This window comes from Chromobacterium vaccinii, assembly GCF_001855275.1.
Classification (GTDB): domain Bacteria; phylum Pseudomonadota; class Gammaproteobacteria; order Burkholderiales; family Chromobacteriaceae; genus Chromobacterium; species Chromobacterium vaccinii.
The window spans coordinates 3,894,797-3,914,656 of record NZ_CP017707.1 but is presented as its reverse complement, the minus strand read 5'-3'; the positions used below and the strand labels follow the sequence as shown (position 1 = coordinate 3,914,656).

Genomic DNA, 19,860 nt, shown 5'->3' with positions numbered 1-19,860 from the left:
GCCGCGCGAGGCGCGGGGCTGGCCGAGACCGGCCGGCATACGCTACCATTCAGTTTAAAATCAAGACAAAAGCATTTATCTAAAGCGAGCCCATGGCAGAAGACTCAGACCTCGAACGCACCGAACCCGCGTCAGCCAAACGGCTGTCGATGGCCCGTGAGGATGGCAACATCCCCCGGTCGCGGGAGCTGTCGACCTTCGCCGTCACCATGACCGGAGTCGCGCTGCTGATGGCGATGGGCGGCCAGCTAGGCCATGCGCTCGGCGAAATCATGCGCCACCTGCTCACCTTCGACCAAGCCGCGGTGCAGCACACCGAGCCCGCGCTGATCCGGTTCAAGGAAAGCCTGTTCCAGGCGCTGACCGCGCTGGCTCCGTTCTTCGTCGGGCTGGCGCTGGCGGCGCTGTGCGCGCCGCTGCTGGTCGGCGGCTGGAACATGACCTTCAAGGCGCTGGAGCCCAATTTCGGCAAACTGAACCCCTTTCCGGGCATGAAGCGCATCATCTCGCTGAACGCGGTCAACGAAGGCTTGAAGGCGATACTGAAAAGCCTGCTGATCGGCGGCATCGCCACCTGGTACATCTGGAAGGAGCGCGGCGAGATCATCGGCCTGCTGTCCATGCCGCTGGAAGCCGGCATCCTGAAGATGACCGACCTGATGATCCGCACCTTCTTCATCGTCACCGCCGCGCTGATCCTGCTGGTGGCGCTGGACGTGCCCTACCAGCTATGGAGCTACTACAAGAAGCTCAGGATGACCAAGGAAGAGGTCAAGCAGGAATACAAGGAAGCGGAAGGCTCCCCCGAGGTCAAGGGCCGCATCCGCCAGATGCAGCGCGAAGCCGCTCGCAAGCGGATGATGCAGGAGGTGCCCAAGGCCAACGTGATCGTCACCAACCCGACCCACTTCGCGGTGGCGCTGAAATACGACGACACCATGCGCGCGCCGCAGGTGGTGGCCAAGGGTTCGCTGAAACTGGCGGAAAAGATCATCGACACCGGCAAGGACAGCCGCGTGCCCATCATGCGCTCTCCCCCCTTCGCCCGGGCGCTGTATTTCCACGGAGAACTGGGCCAGGACATCCCGGCCCAGCTGTACGCGGCGGCGGCCCAGGTGCTGGCCTATGTGTTCCAGCTGCAGCAGTATCAATCCATCGGCGGCGTGGCCCCGACCTTCCCGGATCAACTGGACGTGCCCGACGAGCTTGACCCGTACAGCAAACGTCCGCAAGATTCGGCGCCAGAAGAAAGCCGATAAGCCAGCATGGACTCCATCCTCCAGATATTGCGCAAAATGAAGATCGCCCAGCTCGCGGGGCCGCTGCTCATCATCCTGATCCTGACGATGATGATCCTGCCGTTGCCGCCGGTGCTGCTGGACATCTTCTTCACCTTCAACATCGCGGTGTCGGTGATCGTGCTGCTGGTCGGCATCAATGTGCGCAAGCCGCTGGACTTCTCGTCCTTTCCCTCGGTGCTGCTGATCACCACCATGCTGCGGCTGTCGCTGAACGTCGCCTCCAGCCGGGTGGTGCTGCTGGAGGGCCATACCGGCCCGGACGCCGCCGGCAAGGTGATCGAATCGTTCTCCCACTTCCTGGTGGGCGGCAACGTCGCCATCGGCATCGTGGTGTTCATAATCATCACCATCATCAACTTCGTGGTGATCACCAAGGGCGCCGGCCGGATCGCCGAAGTGTCGGCCCGCTTCACCCTGGACGCGATGCCGGGCAAGCAGATGGCGATCGACGCCGACCTCAACGCCGGCCTGATCGGCGAGGACGATGCCCGCAAGCGCCGCTCCACCATCGCCGAGGAAGCCAACTTCTTCGGCGCGATGGACGGCGCGTCCAAATACGTGCGCGGCGACGCGATGGCCGGCATCATGATCATCCTGATCAACGTGATCGGCGGCCTGATCGTCGGCGTGGTCCAGCACGACCTACCGGTGGGCCAGGCGGCGGAAACCTACACCCTGCTGAGCATTGGCGACGGCCTGGTCGCGCAGATTCCGGCGCTGATCATCTCCACCGCGGCCGGTATCGTGGTGACGCGCGTCGGCACCGACCAGGACATGTCGGAGCAGTTCCTGGGCCAGCTGTTCACCAAGCCGCAGGTGCTGTACATCACCGCGTCGGTGATCGGCATGATAGGCCTGATCCCCAACATGCCCCATTTCTCCTTCCTGCTGATCGCCGGCGGCCTGTTGGCGCTGGCCAGGACGATGGAGCAGCGCGGCAAGCAAAAGCTGGCCCGGGAACTGCAGGCGGCCGCGCAGCCGGCGGCGGCGCCGGAGCAGCAGGCGGCCGAAGTGGGCTGGCACGACGTCCAGCACGTCGACCAGCTGGGCATGGAGGTCGGCTACCGGCTGATCCCGCTGGTGGACCGCACCCAGGACGGCGAGCTGCTGCGCCGCATCCGCGGCATCCGCAAAAAGATCGCCCAAGACCTGGGCTTTCTGGTGCCGCCGGTCCACATCCGCGACAATCTGGAAATCAAGCCCAACGCCTATCGCATCTTGCTGAAGGGCGTGGAGCTGGGCAAGGGCGAGGCCTTCATCGGCCAGTTCCTGGCCATCAATCCGGGCATGGTCAGCAAGGAGATCGCCGGCGCGGCCACCACCGACCCGGCCTTCGGCCTGCCGGCGGTGTGGATAGACGCCGGCAAACGCGAGGAAGCGCAGAGCCTGGGCTATACCGTGGTGGACGCCAGCACCGTGGTGGCCACCCACATCTCCAACCTGCTGCAGACCCACTCCGCCGAGCTGCTGGGACGCGAAGAGGTCCAGGCGCTGATCGACCACCAGGCCAAGGAATCGCCGAAACTGATCGAGGATCTGGTGCCCAAGGTGGTGCCGGTGAGCATACTGCAGAAGGTGCTGCAGCAACTGCTGTCGGAGGGCATACACATCCGCGACTTCCGCACCATCGTCGAAACTCTGGCCGACCACGTGCCTCAAAACCAGGACGTCGACGAGCTGACCAGCGCCGTGCGCACCGCGCTGTCGCGGGTGATCGTCCAGCAACTGTTCCCGGGCGAGGCCGAGCTGCCGCTGATGACGCTGGAGCCGCAGCTGGAAAACGTGCTGATGCAGGCGGTGCAATCGAAAGCCGGCGGCGGACTGGAGCCGGGTTTGGCGGAGAATCTGCTGTCAAGCGCGGCCCAACAGACCGAACAAGTGGAAATCCAGGGGTATAATCCGGTGCTGCTGACGGCGCCGGGCCTGCGGCCGCTGCTAGCGCGTTTCCTGCGCCGGGCATTGCCGCAATTGCGTGTGATTTCGCATAATGAGATTCCGGACAATAAATCCATTCGTATAATTGCGGTAATCGGCGGCAGCAAGGGCTAAGGGCTAAACAATAATGGTGGTGAAAAAGTTCTTCGGGAAAACCACTCGAGACGCACTCAGGCAAGTTCGCGAAGAACTGGGCGCGGATGCCCTTATTTTGTCCAATCGCCCGACGATGGGCGGCGGCGTGGAAATCATGGCGGTGGCCGACGCGGACGTCGCCAACCTGGCCAGCACGCTGTCCACCTCCAGCAGCAAGCATCCGCCGCGCAACGCGCCGCCCGCGGTCAACCGGCCGCAGCAACCCGCGCCGATCCCGCCCGCCAACGGCAGCGCGATGAACCGCGCCATCGCCCGCACCTACGCGATGCCGGTGGAGCCGCTGGAAAGCCCCGCCCCGCCGCGGCTGGAAACGGCGCCGCCGCGGATGGAGCCGACCTTTACCCCGCCGCAGCCCGCCGCCCAGCCCATGATGCAGCCGGCGGCGCAATCTCCCCCGCGCGCCGCGCAGCGGCCGCAGCCGGCGCCTGCCGCGCCGCAGGTCAACGGCGAGGAGCAGGAACAAATGGCCCAGGAACTCAGGCAGATCGGCGACGAGATCAAACTGCTCAGAAGCCTGCTGCAAAGCCAGCTGGCCAGCTTCGCCTGGTCGGACATGGAGGGCAAGGCGCCCAACCGGCTGGAGCTGTTCAAGCACCTGCTGGCCATGGGTTTTTCCGCCCAGCTGATCCGCCAGCTGATCGAGAAGATGCCGGCTCAGTACCAAGCCGAGGTCGCGGTGAAATGGGCGCGCTCGGCGCTGGCGCACAATCTGAAATGCGCGGACGCCGACCGCGAGGTGATGGACCGCGGCGGCATCTTCGCGCTGGTCGGCCCCACCGGCGTCGGCAAGACCACCACCGTGGCCAAGCTGGCCGCCCGCGCGACGATGCGCTTCGGCGCCCAGCACGTGGCGCTGATCACCACCGACAGCTACCGGATCGGCGCGCAAGACCAGTTGCGCATCTACGGCAAGATCCTGGGCGTGCCGGTGTTCTCCATCCAGAACGAGGGCGATCTGCAGCTGACGCTGGCCGACCTGTCCAACCGCCACATCGTGTTCATCGACACCGTGGGCATGGGCCAGCGCGACGCGCGCGTGCTGGCGCAGATCGACATGCTGCGCACCGCCGGCCGGCCGATCGAGCGGCTGCTGCTGCTGGCCGCCAACACCGACGGCCATACGCTGGAGGATGTGGTGAAACGCTACCGCGGCGACGGCCTGTCCGGCTGCATCCTGTCGAAGATAGACGAGGCGGTGGCCCAGGGCCCCAGCCTGGACGTGATCATCCGCAACCGGCTCAAGCTTTACTACGTCACCAACGGCCAGCGGGTGCCGGAAGACCTGCATTCGGCCAACGCCGCCTTCCTGGTCGACCGCGCGATGCGCGCGCAGCAGATCGCCTCCCCGTTCGCGCTGCAGGCCGATGAAATGTCCATCATGCAGGCGGCTCAGGCCGGATGGCTATGAACGCCATGCAGGACCAGGCCGCCAGCCTTCGTCTGCTCGCCGCCCAGCGGCAGCGCGCGCCCAGCTTCGCCTTCATCGGCTCCGAACACTCAGGCACCAGCACCGTGGTGACCGAGCTCGCGCTGGGCCTCGCCTACGCCGGCCTGCGCCCCATCATGGTGGACTGCTGCCTGGGCCAGGTGCAGACCCGCCGCCTGGGCGTGCCCTCCACCGCCACGCTGGAAAGCCAGGTGGTCAGCGTGGGCGGTCTGGACGAAATGATGGTAGTGTCGCGGCAAGGCGTTCAGTTGATCAATCTCTATGCGCAGCCCGAGCAACGCGCGTTATTCTCCACCCAGCTGTGGCTGCGGCTGGGCAGCGAATTCGGCGCGCAGGAGCGCGACGCTTCGGCGCTGCTGATCGACGCGCCCGACCCGGTTCGCGACCCGATCCCGGCCTGCGTGGCCGACAACCTGGTCTTGGTGCTGACGCCGGCAGCCGATTCGCTGACCGCCGCCTACGCTAATATCAAGCGCCTGGCCAGCCGTTACGGCCGCCAGCGCTTCAACGTACTGGTCAACCGCGCGCGGCATCTGGAAGAGGCGCACGAGCTGTTCACCCGGCTGTCGGCTGTCACCAGCGAATTCCTGACCGTTTCGCTGCGCTGGGTGGGCTTCGTGCCGCAGGACAACGCGGTGCGCCGCAGCCAGACGCTGCGCCGGCCGCTGATGGAGGCGTTCCCGGACAGCGAGGCGGCGATGGCCTTCTCGCAGCTGTCGGCGGTGCTGCCGCAGTGGGACGCGCCGGAAACCAGCCGCGACAGTACCGGATACATGGACTTGCTGATTGCCGCCTCGCGCGATTGGGCCGAGGCAGATGGAGCCAAACCCTTATGACCTTTCCGTCCTTCCGCCGATCGGGCTATGCCGCAGCAGCCCCCAGCGTCGAGATCGACGTGGAGGCCTATACCCCGCTGGTGCGCAAGCTGGCCAGCATCATGATCGCCCGGCTGCCGGCGTCGGTGGAGCTGGGCGATCTGATTCAGGTCGGCATGATCGGCCTGATCGAGGCCGCCCGCCAGTTCGATCCCGCCCAGGGCGTGCAGTTCGAAACCTTCGCCAGCCAACGCATCCGCGGCTCGATGCTGGACGAACTCCGGCGCGAGGACTGGCTGCCGCGCCAGGCGCGCCGCAACTCCCGCCAGATAGAGGAAGCGATCTCCAAGCTGGAGCAACGGCTGGGCCGCACGCCGCTGGAATCGGAAATCGCCGTTGAGATGGGCCTGGAACTGGAGCAATACCAGGACATGCTCGGCGATTGCAAAGGCACCACCCTGCTGCATTTCGAGGACTTCGGCGGCGGCGACGACGAAAGCAGCCACAATCCGGTGACCAATGTCGCCGACGAAGACTCGCCCGACCCGCTGGCCACCTTCTCCGACGACAGCTTCCGCCAACAGCTGATCAGCGCGATCAAATTCCTACCCGAGCGCGACCAGCTGGTGATGGCGCTTTACTACGAACAAGAGCTGAACCTGAAGGAAATCGGCGCGGTGCTGGGCGTCACCGAATCCCGCGTCTGCCAATTGCACAGCCAAGCCATCGCCCGTCTGCGCGCAAAATTGAAAGACTGGCTGTAAGCGAAGACCCCAAGCCGGGTCTCAGACCAGATCGATAACGGAACCTTTTTGTGGACAAGATCAGTCTTATCGCCATTGTAATGGGCTTGACCGCCATCATCGCCGGCCAAGCCATCGAAGGGGGCAGCATCGGCTCGCTGATGCAGCTGACCGCCTTCATGATCGTCATCGGCGGCACCACCAGCGCGGTGATGCTGCAAAGCACGCCCAAACAGTTCATGGCCGGCCTGCGCATGCTGCGCTGGATATTCCGCCCGCCCAACTTCGACCACGAAAAAATGATCCGCGAGGTCATCAACTGGAGCCAGACCTCGCGCAAGGGCGGCCTCTTGGCGCTGGAGGGCCTGATCGCCACCCAACGCGATCCGTTCACCAAGAAGGCGATGCAGATGCTGGTGGACGGCACCGAGCCGGACACGCTGCGCGCGGTGATGGAAGTGGAAATCAGCATGTTCGAGCACGCCCGCAAGCAGGCGGCCCGCATCTGGGAGTCGGCTGGCGGCTACGCGCCGACCATGGGCATTCTGGGCGCGGTGCTGGGCCTGATCCACGTGATGGAAAATCTGTCCGACCCGGCCAAGCTGGGCGGCGGCATCGCGGTGGCCTTCGTCGCCACCGTGTATGGCGTCGGCTCGGCCAACCTGTTTTTCCTGCCCATGGCCAACAAGCTCAAACACCTGGTGGCATCCGAGGTGGCCATGAAGGAGCTAGTGGTCGAGGGCGTAGTGGCGATCGCCAACGGCGAGAACCCGCGCATCATCGAAAGCCGGCTGCGCGGCTATCTGGCGATGCACGAGTAAGGCCGCCGCCCAGCACACAAAAATTCACATGGATTTACAATTTGCCGTTATCATGTCGCGCCTTATCGCAACCACTGATGACGACTATGCGTATTCTGATCGCTGCCGCGCTGGTTGCAGGCCTGAGCGCCTGCGCCAGCACTCCCATGGCCTCCAAGGAAGCGGACGCCGCCGCCAAAGAATTCAAGATTCCCGCCGCCGATGCCGCCCGCGTCTACATCTATCGCAACGAGAACTTCGGCGCTGCGGTGAAGCTGCCGGTCGCCATCGACAACGCGATGGCCGGCGATACCGTGGCCCATAGCTACATCATGAAGGACCTGCCGGCCGGCAAACATACGATCACCGGCAAGGGCGAGAACGATTCCAGCATCACCCTGGACGCAGTCGCCGGCAAAATCTATTACATCTGGCAAGAAGTGAAGATGGGCCTGTTCGCTCCCCGCAACCAGCTGCAGGAAGTCGACGAGAAAACCGGCCAGGATGGCGTGAAGGAATCCTCGCTGATCGCCCCGCTCTAAAGCCCCCCGGAATCGAAAAAGGCAAGCGACGCTTGCCTTTTTTCATGTCCGGAGCCATGCCGGCTTACTGCGGCGACACGCCCCTCTCCGGTTTGCGCAGCTCGCTCTCCAGCAGCTTGTAGTAATCGATGTCGAAAGCCGGCTCGCCCTCCAGCGCGCCGCCATTGCGGCGGCTGCCCAGATAGCACCAGCGGTCGAACAGGTGCTCCACCACATCGCCGCACACCTCGTCGCGCTCCGCCACCGCCACCGCGCCCTCGAACGGCCACGGTTTGACCTTGAGCCGCTGCAGCGCCGCCAGCAACCTGGCGTTGTGGCTGTCGGCGCCCTCGTCGCCGACGCAGGCGCCGCGGCAGCGGCGGATCCGGTAGGCGGCGCAAGGCGCGCCCTTGCGGCTGGTCACCTGCTCCACCCCCAGCACCGACTGGCATAGCCCCTGAGCCAGCGCGATCTGCGCCAGCGCCTTGCGCGCCTCGCGCGCGTGGCGGAACAAGCCGTAGAGATCGGCGGTGCGGGTGAAGTCGATGTCGCGGGCGGATACCGGGACCGGCCGCGAAAAAGCGTCGTCGCCGGCTTGCAGCTGCAGCGTGCACACCTCGCCCATCATCCTGGCCCGCGGGTTATGGAGCGGCTGCAAGCGGCCAAGCCACTGCAACTCCAGCAAACGGGCGCCGAACTCGCTCAAACTTTCGCGCCACTCCACCCTCGCCACCGGCTCGTCTATCCGCACCTCATGGCTCTTGTGCCCGGGCTTGCGTTCGGCGAAGTGGCCCAACGCCTTGCGGTACAGATTGGTCGCGCGGCCGATGTACAACGCGCGGCCATCCTCGCCGAACATCGCGTAGACGCCGGCCGAATCCGGCATATCCTCCACCTGCTGCTGCAGCTCCGCCGGCAGGCTGGACAGTTCGGCCGGTTGCGACAATAGTTGCGCGGCCTCATGCGCCACCTTGTCCTCGCCCAGCTCCGCGCCGGCGATCTGAATGAAGCGGTAGACCGCCTCAGCGTCGGCCAGCGCGCGGTGGCGCTCCGGCATTTCTATGCCGTGGCGGGCGATCAGGCTGTCCAGGCTGTGCTTGAAATGCTGTGGATACAGTCGGCGCGACAGCTTGACCGTGCACAGCGCGCGCGCCTGGAAGCGCAGGCCATGGCGGCGGAATTCATTTCTGAGGAAGCCGTAGTCGAAGCGGGCGTTGTGCGCCAGCAGCAGACGGCCGCGCAGCGTGGCCAGCAGCTCGTCGGCCAGTTCGGCGAACGGCGGCGCGCCGGCCACCATCTCGTTGCTGATGCCGGTCATGTTTTCGATGAAGGGCGGAATGGGCTGGCCGGGATTGACCAGCCAGGACAGGCGCTCGACGCGTTCGCCGTCTATCAGCACCACGCCGACTTCGGTGATGCGGTCGCGCGCGATGTTGCCGCCGGTGGTTTCCAGGTCGATGATGGCGCAAGGCTGCGCAAACAGGGTATTCAATCTCGCTTCGCTTTCGTGTCTTGCGGCCACGCCGCCAACATGTCAAATGGTTGAAGATGTTGGCCCGCCGCGACAGGGACAGCTGCCGAGTTTACCGGCTTTGCAAAAAAAATCCTACGAAGTGTTGACAGAGAAAACCCCTCTCTGTAATATCCGGTCTCTCGCAAGACACAACGTCTCGCAAGACAGTGCACCCGTAGCTCAGTTGGATAGAGTATCTGGCTACGAACCAGAGGGTCGGGCGTTCGAATCGCTCCGGGTGCACCACAAATCAGCGTCCCTATAGTTTAGCGGTTAGAACACCGCCCTTTCACGGCGGTAGCCGGGGTTCGATTCCCCGTGGGGACGCCAAATACGCACCCGTAGCTCAGTTGGATAGAGTATCTGGCTACGAACCAGAGGGTCGGGCGTTCGAATCGCTCCGGGTGCACCAAAACGTCCCTATAGTTTAGCGGTTAGAACACCGCCCTTTCACGGCGGTAGCCGGGGTTCGATTCCCCGTGGGGACGCCAGGATTCAGAAAAAAGCCTCGCATGGAAATGCGGGGCTTTTTTCATTCCAGCGGCCAGATGGCTCCGCCCCGATCTCCCAATATGCCGCTGCGTCATTTGCATTGCCGTTTTTCTTCGCACAACAAAAATGACATGGAGATATCCTGTTCTTCCTGATACCCATACAAGAACAGGCCCGCCGTGCATTCCGCGAAAACTCCGCCCCACCCCAGGCTGCTATCCGCCCTGCTGCTTCTCTCCGCCTGGCCAGCCCTGGCCGACACGCCGCCGGCCGACTCGCTGGAACGCGTGACCGTCACCGGCTCGCGCATCGCCCGCTCCGCCAAAGAGGGCCCGACCAGCGTCACCGTCATCAGCGGCGACGACATCGAAAAACAGGGTTACACCAATGTCTACGATGCCCTGAACAACCTGACGCAGAACACCGGCTTCACCCAGGGCGCCGACTTCGGCAATACCTTCACGCCGGCCGCCAACGCCATCAGCCTGCGCGGCCTCGGACCGAATCACACGCTGACGCTGATCAACGGCCGCCGCATGGCCGACTATCCGATCGCCTACGAGGGCCAGGTCAACTTCGTCAACCTGGCCAACATCCCCGCCGCGCTGATAGACCGCATCGAAATCCTGAACGGCGGCGCCTCCGCCATCTACGGCTCCGACGCCATCGCCGGCGTGGTCAACATCATCCTGAAAAAGAAAACCGACGGCGCCGCCGTCAACGTCAAGATCGGCTCCACCGAGCATCACGGCGGCGAAAACGCCAGGCTGCAGCTGACCGGCGGCAAAAGCTGGGATCAGCTCAGCGCGGTCTACGGCCTGGAATTGAGCAAACGCAACGCGATCTGGTCGCGCCAGCGGGGCTTCATGTCCGACTCCACCGCCCTCGGAGAAGCCCCCTCCGCCATCCTGTCGCGACGCATCGCCGGCGGCGCCTATCTCGACGCCGGCAGCGCCTGCGGCAATTTCGCCGGCATGTTCGCCGGCAGCGTCACCACCGTGGGCAACAGCCAAAAAGGATATTGCGCCAGCGGCCTGCTGAAACCATCGTACTGGACGATACAGACGGCCACCCAAAGCCAGAGCGGATTCCTCAGCCTCAACTACCAGATCAATTCGCATGCCGAGCTGTTCAGCGACGCCATGCTGGGCGTCACTCACACCGAAAACAACACCCGCGGCCCCAACTGGACCGCGGCCGCCGGCCAGGGCGGCTACTTCCTGAACCAGAACAGCGGCAATTACGAAGTCTGGAACAAGCGCTTCGCCCCCGAAGAGCTGGGCGGAACCAGCAATTACAACCGCAAGTGGGACGACCTGGCGGCCAACCTGACGCTGGGCGTGCGCGGCGACCTGACCGGCAGCTGGAATTACGAGGCGGCCTACAACGCCTCAGTCTACACCAGCCGCACCACCACCCCGATGCTGCTCTCCGGCGTCAACGCTTACTTCCTCGGCTCGCAGCTCGGGACCGACGGCAGCGGCGTTCCTATCTACGCCCCCAACACCAGCCGCTTCTACCGGCCGCTGACGCCGACGCAAGCCTCCAGCCTGATCGGCGACAGCACTGGCAACAACAAATCCTGGCTGCAGGTGCTCAGCCTGAGCGCCAGCGGAGAGGCCTTCCAATTGCCGGCCGGCCCCGCCAAATTGGCGGGCCTGCTGGAATGGGGCAGCCAAGGCTTCAGCAACGACCCCGACCAAAGCCTGAACCAGGGCGTGTACTACAACGCCAGCCCCGCGATCCGAGCCAGCGGCTCCCGCTCGCGCGAGGCGGCCGGCGCCGAACTGCTGCTGCCGTTGGCCAAACCGGTCAACCTGACCCTGTCCGGCCGCTACGACCGCTACCAGACCTCCGCCAACAGCGAAGGCAAGCTCACCTACGGCGCCGGCCTGGAATACCGCCCCACCGGAAGCCTGCTGCTGCGCAGCAACTACGCCACCAGCTTCCGCGCTCCGGACATGAGCTACCTGTTCCAGACCCAGACCCGAGGCTACTACTCATCCACCACCGACTACTGGCGCTGCGCGCAAGCCGGCCAGCCGCTGGCCAACTGCCAATACGCCGGCGTCTCGCCCGGCTCCAACTACATCAGCAACGGCAACGCCGGCCTGAAGCCGGAAAGCGGGAAATCGTATGGACTGGGCTTCGTCTGGTCGCCCAGCCGCGACGCCGACATCTCGCTGGACTACTGGAACATCACCATCGACGACCTGGTCACCACCCTCAGCGCCGACAAGCTGCTGCGCGACGAGGCGCTGTGCCGCGGCGGCCAGTTGAACGCCAGCTCCACCCAGTGCCAGGACGCGCTCCGTCGCGTGATGCGCAATCCGAACAATGCAGTGGTAGACCCCGGCGCGATCAACACCATCGTCGTCAATCCGATCAACGCCGCCAGCGAACGCACCAGCGGCATCGACCTCAGCGGCAAATACCGCCTGCGCACCGCCAAGCTGGGCGATTTCCTGTTCAAAGCCACCTATACCAAGGTCCTGACCCACACCTACCAACAATTCGCCGGCGACCCGGCCCAGAACGAGTTGACCGACATGAGCAACACCGACTGGCCGGACAAGCTGGACTTCACCACCACCTGGAACATCGGCGACTGGTCGTCCACGCTGCTGCTGACTCGCTACGGCAAGATCCCCAACGGCGCCGGCAATGGCTACCTGACGCCGACCGTGCTCGCCAACCTGAGCGTCACCCGCCAGCTGAACAAGAAGACATCGCTTGGGCTGATCGTCAACAACGTCCAGGATTTCCTCAAGAAGGACTACACCGGCGGCTGGCCCTACTACCCAGTAGGCAGTTACGCGCCATACGGCCGCCAGGCCTGGCTGGAGCTGAACCACAAGTTCTAAGGCGGAGACGAGAAAGGGATGCCGCAAGGCATCCCTTTGTTACGCGATCCGGCACGAAAATGAATAAAGAAATGAAAAAAGCCCCGCATTTTCATGCGAGGCTTTTTTCTGAATCCTGGCGTCCCCACGGGGAATCGAACCCCGGCTACCGCCGTGAAAGGGCGGTGTTCTAACCGCTAAACTATAGGGACGTTTTGGTGCACCCGGAGCGATTCGAACGCCCGACCCTCTGGTTCGTAGCCAGATACTCTATCCAACTGAGCTACGGGTGCAGTTTCTGGCGGAGAAAGAGGGATTCGAACCCTCGATACAGGTTTAAGCCCGTATGCTTCCTTAGCAGGGAAGTGCCTTCGACCACTCGGCCATTTCTCCGTTCAGAGAGCGCCATATTAATTAGCGGCGCCCCCTCTGTCAAGCAAGCTGCGCAAAAATATTTACGCCGCCTGATCCAGGCCGAAAACTTTATGCAAAACGCGAACCGCCAGTTCCAGGTACTTCTCATCCACCAGCACCGACACCTTGATTTCCGAGGTGGAAATCATCTGGATATTGATGCCCTCTTCCGCCAGCGTGCGGAACATGGTGGACGCGATGCCGCAATGCGAGCGCATGCCGACGCCGACGATGGAGATCTTGGCCACCTTGTCGTCGGCGTCGATCTTGGCGGCGCCGATGTGGGTCTGCACTTCGCGCAGGATGGCCAGCGCGCGGTTGAATTCGCCGCGCGGCACGGTGAACGAGAAATCGGTGGTGCCGTTCTCGCCGACATTCTGGATGATCATGTCCACTTCGATGTTGGCATCCGCGATCGGGCCCAGGATCTGGTAGGCGATGCCCGGCTTGTCCGGCACGCCCTTCACATTGATGCGGGCTTCGTTGCGATCGAACGCGATGCCTGCCACTACCGCCTTTTCCATGCTCTCATCTTCCTCAAACGTAATCAGGGTGCCCTCGCCTTCGTCCTCGAAGCTGGAGAGCACGCGCAAGCGCACCTTGTACTTGCCGGCGAATTCCACCGAACGGATCTGCAATACCTTGGAGCCCAGCGACGCCATTTCGATCATTTCTTCGAAAGTGACCGTCTTCAGGCGGCGCGCCTCCGGCACCACGCGCGGATCGGTGGTGTAGACGCCGTCGACGTCGGTGTAGATCTGGCACTCGTCGGCCTTGAGCGCGGCGGCCAGCGCCACCGCCGAGGTATCCGAGCCGCCGCGGCCCAGCGTGGTGATGTTGCCTTCCTCGTCCACCCCCTGAAAGCCGGCGACGATCACCACGCGGCCTTCCTTCAGGTCGGCGCGCATCACGCCCTCGTCTATCGACTGTATGCGGGCCTTGGTGTGGGCCTGGTCGGTCACCACCTTCACCTGCCAGCCGCAATAGCTCTTGGCCGGCACGCCGATTTCCTTCAGCGCCATCGCCAACAGGCCAATGGTGACCTGCTCGCCGGTGGAGACGATCACGTCCAGCTCGCGCGGGTCCGGATAGTCCTGAATGTCCTTGGCCAGGGCGATCAGGCGATTGGTTTCGCCGCTCATCGCGGAAACCACCACCACCACATCATGCCCCTGGGCCTTCCACTTGGCGACGCGACGGGCCACATTCTTGATGCGCTCGGTTGTCCCGACCGAGGTGCCGCCGTACTTCTGTACGATGAGTGCCATACGTGCTTCTTGTTTCAAAATGGTTGAAATGTCGAACTTCGATTCTGACCACAGAATGTCGATAAATGCAAGGCGGAATTGGGCATCCGCGCCCGGCGCCGGCGGTTTACGACAATTGACTGCCTGTTTGCATCCCCACATCGCAGCGGCTACAAATCAGTAGGAAGAATACGCATCCGACCGACAGGACCCTTGCATGATCGCCCCTGTTCAACCCTGGCGCTGGATCCGGCTGCAAATCGGCCTGGCCGTCAACGGGGGAATCCAATACACGCTGCTGATCAACCATCCCTTGTTCTGGCCCGCTCTGGGCCTGACTTCGTTGTTGATCGCGCTTTTGCTGCTGTGGCCGATCCCGATCGCCTCCTCTGCCCACCGGCTAGTCTCCGGCGGCGGCAACGAGAGCTACTGGCGAGACTACGCCAGCCACGTCTATGCGCTGCTGCCGCTGTGGGCCGGACACATCGCGCTCAGCCGCGAACAAATAGACGAGGCCGCCGGCCACCTGACCGACCGTTTCGACAGCATGCTGCGCCTGCTCGGCCACCAGCCGGCAGAGCATGACGGTCTGGATTCGATAGACGCGGCCGAAATCCCCGCCGCCGACGCACGCGACGCGCAGTGGCCGCCCGCCGGGCTGCAGCGCAGGCTCTCGACCGAACTGCGGCAGTTGCGCCAGTCCAGCTTGAAGCTGGACGAGTTGGCCCAGTCCGGCGGCGGCGCGGCCCACGCGACGACAATCGCCGGAGAGGCCCGCACGCTGGCGCAGCGGCTGCACGCGCTGGACCAGCAGATCGCCGCCGGCTTCCGGGCCGACGGCTTCGACCTGCCCGCCACCGTGGAAGACATCCTGACCCATCTCCAATTTCAAGACCGGGTCAGCCAGATACTGTCCCACGTGCAAAACGACATCTGGCAACTGGAGGCCTCGCTGCATGAAGCCTTGAACTGCGAAGGCGAATTGCCGACTCCGCCGGACACCGAAGCCTGGCTGTCCGCGCTGAAGAACAGCTACACCACCCACGAGCAACGCGCGCTTCACGGCCGGGAAGGCAATGACAAGGCGCCGGGGCCCAGCGATATCACTTTTTTCTGAATGACGGGGTAGTCGCAGATGGGCAAAACCATATTGATCGTCGACGACTCCACCACCTTGCGGCAGGTGGTGCGCATGACGCTGGCCGGCGCCGGCTACGAAGTGCTGGAGGCCGGCAATGGCAAGGAAGCGCTGGACATTCTGGACGGCCGCAAGATCCATCTGATCATCTCGGACGTCAATATGCCGCAGATGGACGGCATCAGCCTGCTGAAAAACATCAAGCAGCTGCCCCACTACAAGTTCACGCCGGTGATCATGCTGACGACGGAGTCGGCGGATGAGAAAAAACGCGAGGGCAAGGAGGCTGGCGCCAAGGCCTGGGTGGTCAAGCCGTTCCAGCCCCCGGTGCTGCTGACCGCGGTGTCCAAGCTGATCCTGCCCTGAACCGGCCAACGAACCCTGGAGCGGACATGGCGCTTTCGATCGTCGCCGGACACGAACAGACCATCTACCAGGCCGCGCAATGGCGGACGGAGCTGGAGGCCGCCCTGCGAAGCGGCGAGGACATCCTGCTCGACCTGTCCTCGATAGAGGAGATCGACTGCGCCGGCGCCCAAGTGCTGCTGTGGCTGCAGCGCGAGGCCGCCAGGCTGGACAGGCGGATGGGCTTGCTCGACCCCAGCCGTCCGCTGGATGAATTCCTCCGCCAGATGGGCATGGAGGGCGAACTGGCATTCAGGCGCAGCGGAGCCGGCGATGGATCTTGAACAGGCGATGCAGACTTTCCTGGAAGAGTCCCGCGAGCTGCTGGACGAGATGGAAAGCATCCTGCTGGACGTCGAGGCCGAGCAGACCAGCTCGGAGCAGCTGAACGCGCTGTTCCGCACCATGCACACCATCAAGGGCTCGGCCGGGCTGTTCGGCCTGGACCCCATCATCCGCTTCAGCCATCAGGCCGAGAATCTGCTGGACCAGCTGCGCGACGGCAAGCTGAAGCTGGATGACGAGCTGGTCGGCCTGCTGCTGCGCTGCCACGATCACGTCAAGCTGCTGATCCAGGCGCTGGCGGCCGGCGACTCGCTGGAGGCGCTGAGCGACGAGGCGCTGGAAGCCGCGCTGCTAGGCTATCTGACCGTGCCGCAGGCGATGCAGCCTCCCGTCCGGGAAGCGCCTCCCCCCGCGGCATCCCGGCCGGAGCGCTGGGTGCTGTCGCTGCGCTTCGGCCCAGACGTGCTGCGCAATGGCCTCGACCCTTCATCCTTCATCCGCTATCTGGCGACGCTGGGCACCGTGGAGGGCATCCGCGCGATCGCCTGCCGGCTGCCCGCCGGCGCCGATTTCGACGCGGAAAGCAATTACCTGCGCTTCGAGCTGCTGTACCACTCGGACATCGACGAGAAATCGCTGCATGAAGTCTTCGAATTCATCCGCGAGGACAGCGAGCTATTCATCTGGCCGCTGAAGATCGCCGCCGCCCATTTGCATGAATCCTGCGCCAGCGCGACGCCGGACGAGGCGCGGGAAGTGGAGGAGGCCTGGCGGCGGTTCGGCGCGCTGGGCCAGCCGCAGCCGCTTGAGGAAGAGGCCCCCGCCGGCGTCGATCCCTTGCTGGAGCACCCACTGGCCGCGACAGCCGAGCCCTCTCCCGCCGAGCCGGCTCAGCCCGCCGCCCAGGCCGAGCCGCATGCGCCTCTCCCTCCGGAAACCCCGCCCACCCACGGCGAGGCCCGCGCCGGACGCGGCGGAGAGAGCCGCTTCATCAAGGTGGAGGCCGGCAAACTGGACAGCCTGATCAATCTGATAGGCGAACTGGTGATCGCCGGCTCGGCGGCCAACCTGATCGCGCGCCGCTCGCAGCAGCCGCAGTTGGTGGAGGCCACACTGGGCATCGCCAATCTGATCGAACAGATCCGCACCGGCACGCTGTCGATGCGCATGGTGCAGATAGGAGAAATCTTCCACCGCTTCCCGCGCGTGGTCCGCGACGTCTCGCGCGAACTGGGCAAGGACATCCAGCTGCGCATCGTCGGCGCGGAAACCGAACTGGACAAGTCGATGGTGGAAAAACTGGGCGACCCGCTGCTGCACATCGTGCGCAACGCCATAGACCACGGCATCGAGCCCACCGACGTCCGCCAGGCCCACGGCAAGCCCGCCCAAGGCAATCTCTGGCTCAACGCCTACCACGAATCCGGCAGCGTGGTGATCGAAGTGGCCGACGACGGCGGCGGCCTCGATCGCGGACGCATCCTGGCCAAGGCGCGCGAGCGCGGCCTGCTCGGCCTGGATGAGGAGCCGCCGGACAGCGTGGTGTTCCAGCAGATATTCGAGGCTGGCTTCTCCACCGCCGACCAAGTGACCAATCTGTCCGGGCGAGGCGTCGGCATGGACGTGGTCCGGCGCGGCATCGAGCAGCTGCACGGCAACATCGAGATCGACAGCGAAGCCGGCCAGGGCACCACCTTCCGCATCCGGCTGCCGCTGACGCTGGCCATCATCGACGGTTTTCTGGTGGAGGTGGCCGCATCCACCTTCGTGCTGCCGCTGGAGGCCGTGATCGAGTGCATAGAACTGCCGGCCGGCCTGCCCGAAAACGGCGTGCACGACTGCATCAACCTGCGCGGCGAGCTGCTGCCCCTGCTGCACCTCGACAGCTTCTTCGAGCTGCCGCCCGCCGCGACCCTCCGCCGCAACGTGGTGGTGGTGCAATACGGAGAGCGCAAGGCCGGCCTGGTGGTGGACGCGCTGCAGGGCGAATTCCAGACCGTGATCAAGCCGCTGGGCGCGCTGTTCAACACGCTGAAAGCGATCAGCGGCTCCACCATACTCGGCACCGGCGAAGTCGCGTTGATTCTGGATGTCCCCTCGCTGATACAGCGCGCCTGCCGACGCGAGTCCGAGCGCTTCGCGCTGCCGCCGCGCGCCGACGCCGTTCCCCGCCCCGGCACACCCTTGCAAGGAAACACGCCATGACAGCCCTATCAGGCATGCGCATTCAAACCAAGCAGGCATTGGGCTACGGCGCCATCATCGCCCTGCTGCTGCTGTGCGTGGCGGCCGCCCTGCATGGCTTCTCCAGCACCAGCGGCATCATCCACGACATCACCCAGGTCAACAATGTAGAGGGGCGGCTGGCCCACCAGTTGCTGGAACAAAACCAGCAGATCCGCATCGAGATCCGCAACGGCCTGCTGGCCGCCAGCCCCGAAGAGGCCGCGCGCACGGTCCAGGCCCTGCAGGACTCGCTGCGCCGCTACCAGGACACCGAGCAGCAACTGGCGCAGATGTTCCAGCGCGAATCCGGCACCCAGCCCCGCGAGAGGGAATTGATAAACGCCATCCAGAACGGCAGCCGCGTCGTCCATCAAGACTACCTTCAGGCGCTGGCGCTGATGGCCAGGCAGCAAGGCAAAGAAGCAGCCCAGCTGCTGACCGGAAAGGGCGGACAGCTGAACGAAACCATTACTGCGCTCGCCGCCTATGAGGACAAGCTGAACGACGATCTCGCCCATCAAGGGGAGGAAACCTACATCGACAGCCGCAACCGCCTGCTGCTGCTGGCGGGAATCGCGCTGCTCGCCAGCCTGGCGATCGGGCTGCTGATCCGCCGCGACCTGCTGCGCACGCTGGGAGGCGAGCCACGGCAGGTCGCGGAGCTGATGCGCCAGGTGGCCGGCGGCAACCTGAACGGCCAGATTCCGCTGCGCGCCGGCGACCAGAGCAGCCTGGCCGCCTCCATCATGCAAACGATACAAACGCTGGGCGCCATCCTGGGCGAGGTGAAGAACGGCTCGGAAAACCTGTCCGTCGCCGCGCAGCACATCCACTCTACCTCGCAGATGATCGCGCAATCGGCCAGCCAGCAGGCGTCCGGACTGGAAGAGACGTCGGCCTCGGTCCAGCAGATGTCCAATTCGATCAACCAGACCAACGACAACGCGCGTCTGACCGAGAGCATGGCCGAGAAGGCGTCCGGCGAAGCCGCCGAGGGAGGCCAGGCGGTGCAACAGACGATACGGGCGATGCGCGAGATCGCCGACAAGATCAGCATCATCGACGACATCGCCTACCAGACCAACCTGCTGGCGCTGAACGCCGCGATCGAGGCCGCGCGCGCCGGCGAGCACGGCAAGGGCTTCGCCGTGGTGGCCGCCGAAGTGCGCAAGCTGGCCGAGCGCAGCCAGGTGGCCGCTCAGGAAATCAGCGGCCTCGCCCGCAGCAGCGTCGACCTGGTGGACGGCGCCGGCAGCCTGCTGGAGGAAATCGTCCGCTCCAGCCGCCGCACCTCGGACCTGGTGCAGGAGATCGCCGCCGCCTCCAAGGAACAGTCCGGCGGCGTCGGCCAGATCAGCCTGGCGGTGCAGCAGCTGAATCAGACCACCCAGCAGAACGCCAGCGCCAGCGAAGAGCTGGCCGCCACGGCGGAGGAAATGAACCGCCAGGCGGAAAACCTGCACGACCTGATAGGCTTTTTCCACCTGGGATCGCTGCATGCCGCCACCCCGTCCGATACCGCCCGCAGACCGCCGCCGGCGCCGGATCCACACGGCCTGATGCAGTTCTGACCCGGCAG

15 protein-coding genes and 7 tRNA genes are annotated in these 19,860 nt (G+C 64.6%); 17 read left to right on the top strand and 5 right to left on the bottom strand.

Annotation, left to right across the window (positions count from 1 at the left end; translation table 11 throughout):
* The first annotated feature begins 92 nt into the window (after positions 1–92).
* The 7 genes from flhB (at position 93) to BKX93_RS18200 (ending at position 7,739) form a co-directional block, all read left to right on the top strand.
* Entirely contained in the window at positions 93–1,259 is a 1,167-nt protein-coding gene (flhB, locus tag BKX93_RS18230; protein WP_046155386.1) for a flagellar biosynthesis protein FlhB, read from the top strand.
* A gap of 6 nt (positions 1,260–1,265) precedes the next feature.
* Entirely contained in the window at positions 1,266–3,350 is a 2,085-nt protein-coding gene (flhA, locus tag BKX93_RS18225; protein ID WP_046166345.1) for a flagellar biosynthesis protein FlhA, read from the top strand.
* 13 nt (positions 3,351–3,363) lie between these two features.
* Positions 3,364–4,800: a flagellar biosynthesis GTPase FlhF gene (gene flhF / locus BKX93_RS18220; protein WP_046155388.1), complete on the top strand. Its 1,437-nt coding sequence runs from the start codon at positions 3,364–3,366 to the stop codon at positions 4,798–4,800.
* Positions 4,797–5,675, top strand: coding sequence for a MinD/ParA family ATP-binding protein (locus tag BKX93_RS18215; RefSeq protein ID WP_021475885.1), 879 nt, complete (start codon positions 4,797–4,799; stop codon positions 5,673–5,675). The genes flhF and BKX93_RS18215 overlap by 4 nt, the downstream gene beginning before the upstream one ends.
* The gene (locus BKX93_RS18210) at positions 5,672–6,418 is read left to right on the top strand and encodes an RNA polymerase sigma factor FliA (RefSeq protein ID WP_046155389.1); all 747 of its coding nucleotides are present in this window, start codon (positions 5,672–5,674) and stop codon (positions 6,416–6,418) included. Before BKX93_RS18215 ends, BKX93_RS18210 begins: the two co-directional genes overlap by 4 nt.
* Before the next feature lie 50 nt (positions 6,419–6,468).
* Positions 6,469–7,218: a flagellar motor protein gene (locus tag BKX93_RS18205; protein ID WP_021475887.1), complete on the top strand. Its 750-nt coding sequence runs from the start codon at positions 6,469–6,471 to the stop codon at positions 7,216–7,218.
* Positions 7,219–7,295: 77 nt separating this feature from the next.
* A complete protein-coding gene (locus BKX93_RS18200; RefSeq protein ID WP_046155390.1) occupies positions 7,296–7,739 on the top strand; it encodes a DUF2846 domain-containing protein in 444 nt (147 codons plus the stop codon).
* Positions 7,740–7,803: 64 nt separating this feature from the next.
* Here BKX93_RS18200 and BKX93_RS18195 read toward each other — a convergent pair whose 3' ends face one another.
* On the bottom strand, positions 7,804–9,210 hold the full coding sequence (locus tag BKX93_RS18195; RefSeq protein ID WP_235429170.1) for an exonuclease domain-containing protein: 1,407 nt from the start codon (positions 9,208–9,210) through the stop codon (positions 7,804–7,806).
* Between the two features lie 190 nt (positions 9,211–9,400).
* On the opposite strand from BKX93_RS18195, the gene BKX93_RS18190 reads away from it, so the two are divergent.
* From BKX93_RS18190 to BKX93_RS18170, 5 genes are all read left to right on the top strand, one after another.
* Positions 9,401–9,477 (top strand) — tRNA-Arg (locus tag BKX93_RS18190).
* A 9-nt stretch (positions 9,478–9,486) separates the two neighbouring features.
* Positions 9,487–9,561 (top strand) — tRNA-Glu (locus tag BKX93_RS18185).
* 5 nt (positions 9,562–9,566) lie between these two features.
* Positions 9,567–9,643: transfer RNA gene (locus tag BKX93_RS18180), tRNA-Arg, on the top strand.
* A 4-nt stretch (positions 9,644–9,647) separates the two neighbouring features.
* A tRNA-Glu gene (locus tag BKX93_RS18175) sits at positions 9,648–9,722 on the top strand.
* A gap of 180 nt (positions 9,723–9,902) precedes the next feature.
* Positions 9,903–12,587: a TonB-dependent receptor plug domain-containing protein gene (locus tag BKX93_RS18170; protein ID WP_070980796.1), complete on the top strand. Its 2,685-nt coding sequence runs from the start codon at positions 9,903–9,905 to the stop codon at positions 12,585–12,587.
* Positions 12,588–12,703: 116 nt separating this feature from the next.
* On the opposite strand, the gene BKX93_RS18165 is transcribed toward BKX93_RS18170, so the two are convergent.
* From BKX93_RS18165 to BKX93_RS18150, 4 genes are all read right to left on the bottom strand, one after another.
* Positions 12,704–12,778 (bottom strand) — tRNA-Glu (locus BKX93_RS18165).
* Positions 12,779–12,782: 4 nt separating this feature from the next.
* Positions 12,783–12,859, bottom strand: a tRNA-Arg gene (locus tag BKX93_RS18160).
* A 6-nt stretch (positions 12,860–12,865) separates the two neighbouring features.
* Positions 12,866–12,959 (bottom strand) — tRNA-Ser (locus tag BKX93_RS18155).
* A gap of 62 nt (positions 12,960–13,021) precedes the next feature.
* Positions 13,022–14,248, bottom strand: coding sequence for an aspartate kinase (locus BKX93_RS18150; RefSeq protein ID WP_021475890.1), 1,227 nt, complete (start codon positions 14,246–14,248; stop codon positions 13,022–13,024).
* A 196-nt stretch (positions 14,249–14,444) separates the two neighbouring features.
* Between BKX93_RS18150 and BKX93_RS18145 the strand changes: the two genes are divergently transcribed.
* Genes BKX93_RS18145 through BKX93_RS18125 form a run of 5 tightly spaced genes read left to right on the top strand, consistent with a single transcriptional unit; the run spans position 14,445 to position 19,852 of the window.
* The gene (locus tag BKX93_RS18145) at positions 14,445–15,344 is read left to right on the top strand and encodes a hypothetical protein (RefSeq protein WP_070980795.1); all 900 of its coding nucleotides are present in this window, start codon (positions 14,445–14,447) and stop codon (positions 15,342–15,344) included.
* An 18-nt stretch (positions 15,345–15,362) separates the two neighbouring features.
* The gene (locus tag BKX93_RS18140) at positions 15,363–15,731 is read left to right on the top strand and encodes a response regulator (RefSeq protein ID WP_046155392.1); all 369 of its coding nucleotides are present in this window, start codon (positions 15,363–15,365) and stop codon (positions 15,729–15,731) included.
* Between the two features lie 26 nt (positions 15,732–15,757).
* Positions 15,758–16,054, top strand: a complete 297-nt coding sequence (locus BKX93_RS18135; protein ID WP_052717283.1) for an STAS domain-containing protein — start codon at positions 15,758–15,760, stop codon at positions 16,052–16,054.
* Positions 16,044–18,260 carry a chemotaxis protein CheA gene (locus BKX93_RS18130; protein ID WP_046166348.1) on the top strand — a complete coding sequence of 739 codons (2,217 nt, stop codon included), beginning with the start codon at positions 16,044–16,046 and terminating at the stop codon, positions 18,258–18,260. The genes BKX93_RS18135 and BKX93_RS18130 overlap by 11 nt, the downstream gene beginning before the upstream one ends.
* On the top strand, positions 18,257–19,852 hold the full coding sequence (locus BKX93_RS18125) for a methyl-accepting chemotaxis protein (protein WP_082106992.1): 1,596 nt from the start codon (positions 18,257–18,259) through the stop codon (positions 19,850–19,852). Before BKX93_RS18130 ends, BKX93_RS18125 begins: the two co-directional genes overlap by 4 nt.
* The last annotated feature ends 8 nt before the right edge of the window (positions 19,853–19,860 follow it).